6 protein-coding genes are annotated in these 3,177 nt (G+C 37.8%); 1 reads left to right on the top strand and 5 read right to left on the bottom strand.

The window, feature by feature from the left end; all coding sequences use genetic code 11:
* A partial coding sequence (locus tag DSM107010_RS40500; RefSeq protein ID WP_199755913.1) for a HEAT repeat domain-containing protein occupies positions 1 to 275 on the top strand: 275 nt, incomplete at its 5' end.
* Between the two features lie 23 nt (positions 276 to 298).
* Here the strand turns inward: DSM107010_RS40500 and DSM107010_RS32555 are convergent.
* The 5 genes from DSM107010_RS32555 to DSM107010_RS32535 all read right to left on the bottom strand — a co-directional run bounded on the left by DSM107010_RS32555 (position 299) and on the right by DSM107010_RS32535 (position 2,975).
* Positions 299 to 508 (bottom strand): hypothetical protein, encoded by a 210-nt coding sequence (locus tag DSM107010_RS32555; RefSeq protein WP_127024960.1) that lies wholly within the window; start codon positions 506 to 508, stop codon positions 299 to 301.
* Between the two features lie 497 nt (positions 509 to 1,005).
* The gene (locus DSM107010_RS32550; protein ID WP_106171264.1) at positions 1,006 to 1,629 is read right to left on the bottom strand and encodes a hypothetical protein; all 624 of its coding nucleotides are present in this window, start codon (positions 1,627 to 1,629) and stop codon (positions 1,006 to 1,008) included.
* Positions 1,630 to 1,848: 219 nt separating this feature from the next.
* On the bottom strand, positions 1,849 to 2,253 hold the full coding sequence (locus DSM107010_RS32545) for a type II toxin-antitoxin system VapC family toxin (RefSeq protein WP_199755912.1): 405 nt from the start codon (positions 2,251 to 2,253) through the stop codon (positions 1,849 to 1,851).
* Positions 2,254 to 2,487: a hypothetical protein gene (locus DSM107010_RS32540; protein WP_106171267.1), complete on the bottom strand. Its 234-nt coding sequence runs from the start codon at positions 2,485 to 2,487 to the stop codon at positions 2,254 to 2,256.
* A 95-nt stretch (positions 2,488 to 2,582) separates the two neighbouring features.
* Positions 2,583 to 2,975, bottom strand: a complete 393-nt coding sequence (locus DSM107010_RS32535) for a carboxymuconolactone decarboxylase family protein (protein WP_015152955.1) — start codon at positions 2,973 to 2,975, stop codon at positions 2,583 to 2,585.
* Positions 2,976 to 3,177 lie beyond the last annotated feature (202 nt).

Below are 3,177 nucleotides of genomic sequence, written 5' to 3'. Positions count from 1 at the left end.
AAGCACTTAAAGACGAACACTGGCAAGTGCGAAAATCTGCCATACAGGTATTGCAAAAAATCCCTGATGCTAGGTTGTTATCTACTTTGATTCAAACATTAGCGGATGAATATTCAGATGAGAGAAAAGAAGCGGCGATCGCCCTTGGTAATTTGGGTAATTCTGATGCCATAAGCGCCCTGCAACAAGCATTAGACGATTGCGATCGGGAAGTGACCATACAAGCTCAACGAGCCATTGAGAAAATTACTTTATCTAACCGATTGGTTAGATAAATTCAAATTGTACAATTGCATTGTTAGACCAGTGAAACCGTTTCGCCATTTGCTATCTCTTGCCGTACCATATGAGCCAACCGATCCCACTGTTCGTCAGTCGTTGTTTCAAATCGAGCTGACCATGCTTGTTCATCCTTCAATTCAGCCATCAGACGGGACGCGATCGCATCTTGCTGCTCGGCAGGAAGTTTTTCGATCTCTGAAATAGCTTGTCGGAGTAACTCAGTCATAATCTTAAGGAAAAAAGTTACTACTATAGATTGTTCTCTAATTCTACTTGAGCCTTAAGCAAATAGCTTACAAAATGCTTTACTTATAGTTAAATAACATTCCGTTTACCACCCATAAGCAGAATTCGTTGCGATTGTAAAGCATCCAAAGAAGCAGCGATCGCTCTTGGTGATTTGAATCATTTCAATGGTCTTGGTCTCTTTCGATAAGCATGAGATAATTGCGAGCGGGAAGTGACCATACAAGCTCAACGAGCCATTGAAAAAATTAGTTTATCAAGCTGACGAATAATTTAGATTCAAATTTTATAACGATACTTAATATTTGTCAGATCGAGAGCAAAATAATGTTAAATATTTACACCTATATTGCAATTTTAATAACAGGTTTAAATTAATTGTTCTTAAAATTAACGTTCGCCATTACCCGCCGCAGATAACCTCAAACATCCAACAGATAGTCTTTTGGCGGTCGGTGTGCATTGGGGTTGTTATAACTATTTTTTGATAAACTCAAAATCGGCTTCTCCCGCTGCTAGCCAATGCTCAAATTTTTGTTCACTGGGGTCGAGCATTTCAACATTTTTACCAAGGGCTTCGCCTAATTTTGTTAGGTATTTGATAGCAGATTTGACCACAAAAGTAATATAAACTAGAAAGCGCTTTAAATCAGGCGGATATATTAAGTCAGTTTCAGATTCAAACACCTTATGGCTACCGTCAGCATTTACATATGTATTAATTGCTGTTTCTAATATAAATAAATTGAACATAAACATCATATCTCGCTCATCAGTTCTTTTTAGTAAATACCTAAGCTCTGGTTTCCACTCGATAGCCTTTTCAGTAAGTTCATGCTTTACATGACCTATGAACTTGTTTCTGAGGTATTTTGCGAACTCATATTCTTTTGAAGCCTTTTTGTACTCAGTAGAAAGCTCTCTATTTTCCTTGTATAGAGGACGAACAGTTAATTCAAAGTCTACGACATTGGCTATTGTCAGAAAAACCTGTTTAACGAGAAGCATACTAGACATATCTTTAAAGCCAGTCTCTTCCAACTGTCTATCTATCTCTACTAAATCAGCTTTCAGTAATTGAGATATTATGAATTGTTTCATGCTATTTCTTCAGTTTTCAGCATATCTTCACTATATATAACTTTTTTCTGCAAGACAATCTCAAACAAAAGCGAAGGTTGAAAGTTTTAGTCTATTTCCTCTAAAAAAGATAGATCCAAGCGCGATCGCTTCTTCAACATCCGTTCTATCTTTAAAAGCGATCGCGCTACAGACAGTTCTAAAATACTACCCTCATTAACTTACAAGATAAGCTTACTATTACCAGATAATTTTCACTAACCCCGATGCAGTGATATTCCGATCGCACGTTAGTAACGCTACGATTTCATTTTGACTAGCAAGAACAAGTGTAGTAGCAACAATTTGTCGGTCGTGCATTTCGCCAATCGTAGTTAGACTTACACTTTGCTTAACCACCGTTTTATCTACTGGATAAATAGATACACGAGCATCTGTTTCTACAGCATTGAGTAAATCCCTCACTGATGGAATTGAGGTGCGACCGCGTTCAACAATCCAAGCTGCTTCAGCTAGAACTATTGCAGGTAATATTAGTTGACTGGTAGATTCGGAAAGAATGATTTTTGCATTCGTTCCTATGCGTGGATTTCCTTCCAAAAACCAAATGAGTGCGTGTGTATCGACAACATACTTCATGACCATTTACGACCAGTCTAAGTTGTCGTCAGTATCGGCAACAAATTCAGCAATTTGGAAGTCTTCTTCAGTTGATTGATTTGAACCAGCAAACATACCGAAATACATCATTTGATCGGTTTTTGGAGCTGATTTAGTCTCTAAAAACGTGACAATAACCTGGCTTTCTTCTACACTCGTTGGTTTTTCGGCTAGCTCAATAATGCCGTTCTTATAAATTCCTTCGATTGACTGCAACATTGTGGCTCTCCTCCTCAAAGGTTTAGCGTTCACTTATACATTTCAATATTAAGCTAAAGCTACTCAAATCTTACAACTGGCGATCGCCCTTCATTTCAAGTCTTAAATTGCTCATCCACTGGAATTTGATAGCCATTAGCAAGGCGATTGGTCGTATTTGCAGTAGCGACAATTGCCATTAATTCACCAAACATATTATCGCTCATTCCCTTAGCATATGCTGCCGAAGTATGAGATGCGATGCAGTATTCGCAACCATTAGTTACGCTTACAGCTATATAAATTAATTCACGCATCAGTGGATCGATTTCCCCAGGAATAGTCATTACCTCCCTTACTGTCTGCCAAGTGCGTTGTAAAGTTGGTGGATGGTTTGCTAATGCTTTCCAAAAGTTATTAATCTCATCAGTTTTACGAGTAGCACGGATGTCATCGTATACAGCACGTACTTCATCGCTACTATCTTCGTATTCAATCAACTGAGTCATATGTCGATGGAAATGAGTTTCTCTTTTTGTAATTGCAATAGTAGTATCTAGTAGCGCAAACGAGCAGATGCTCAATCCCTTTCAATTTCTGCGATCGCTTGCTTTATGCATAATACTATTAATCGATTAAGTTACCGTATTATAATTAAAGGAATGCAAATATAGTCTGAATGATTTGTATGGCTAGTATATGCTAATCAAG

Source organism: Chroococcidiopsis cubana SAG 39.79 (assembly GCF_003991895.1).
Taxonomy (GTDB): domain Bacteria; phylum Cyanobacteriota; class Cyanobacteriia; order Cyanobacteriales; family Chroococcidiopsidaceae; genus Chroococcidiopsis; species Chroococcidiopsis thermalis.
This window is presented reverse-complemented; position numbering and strand designations above follow the sequence as displayed.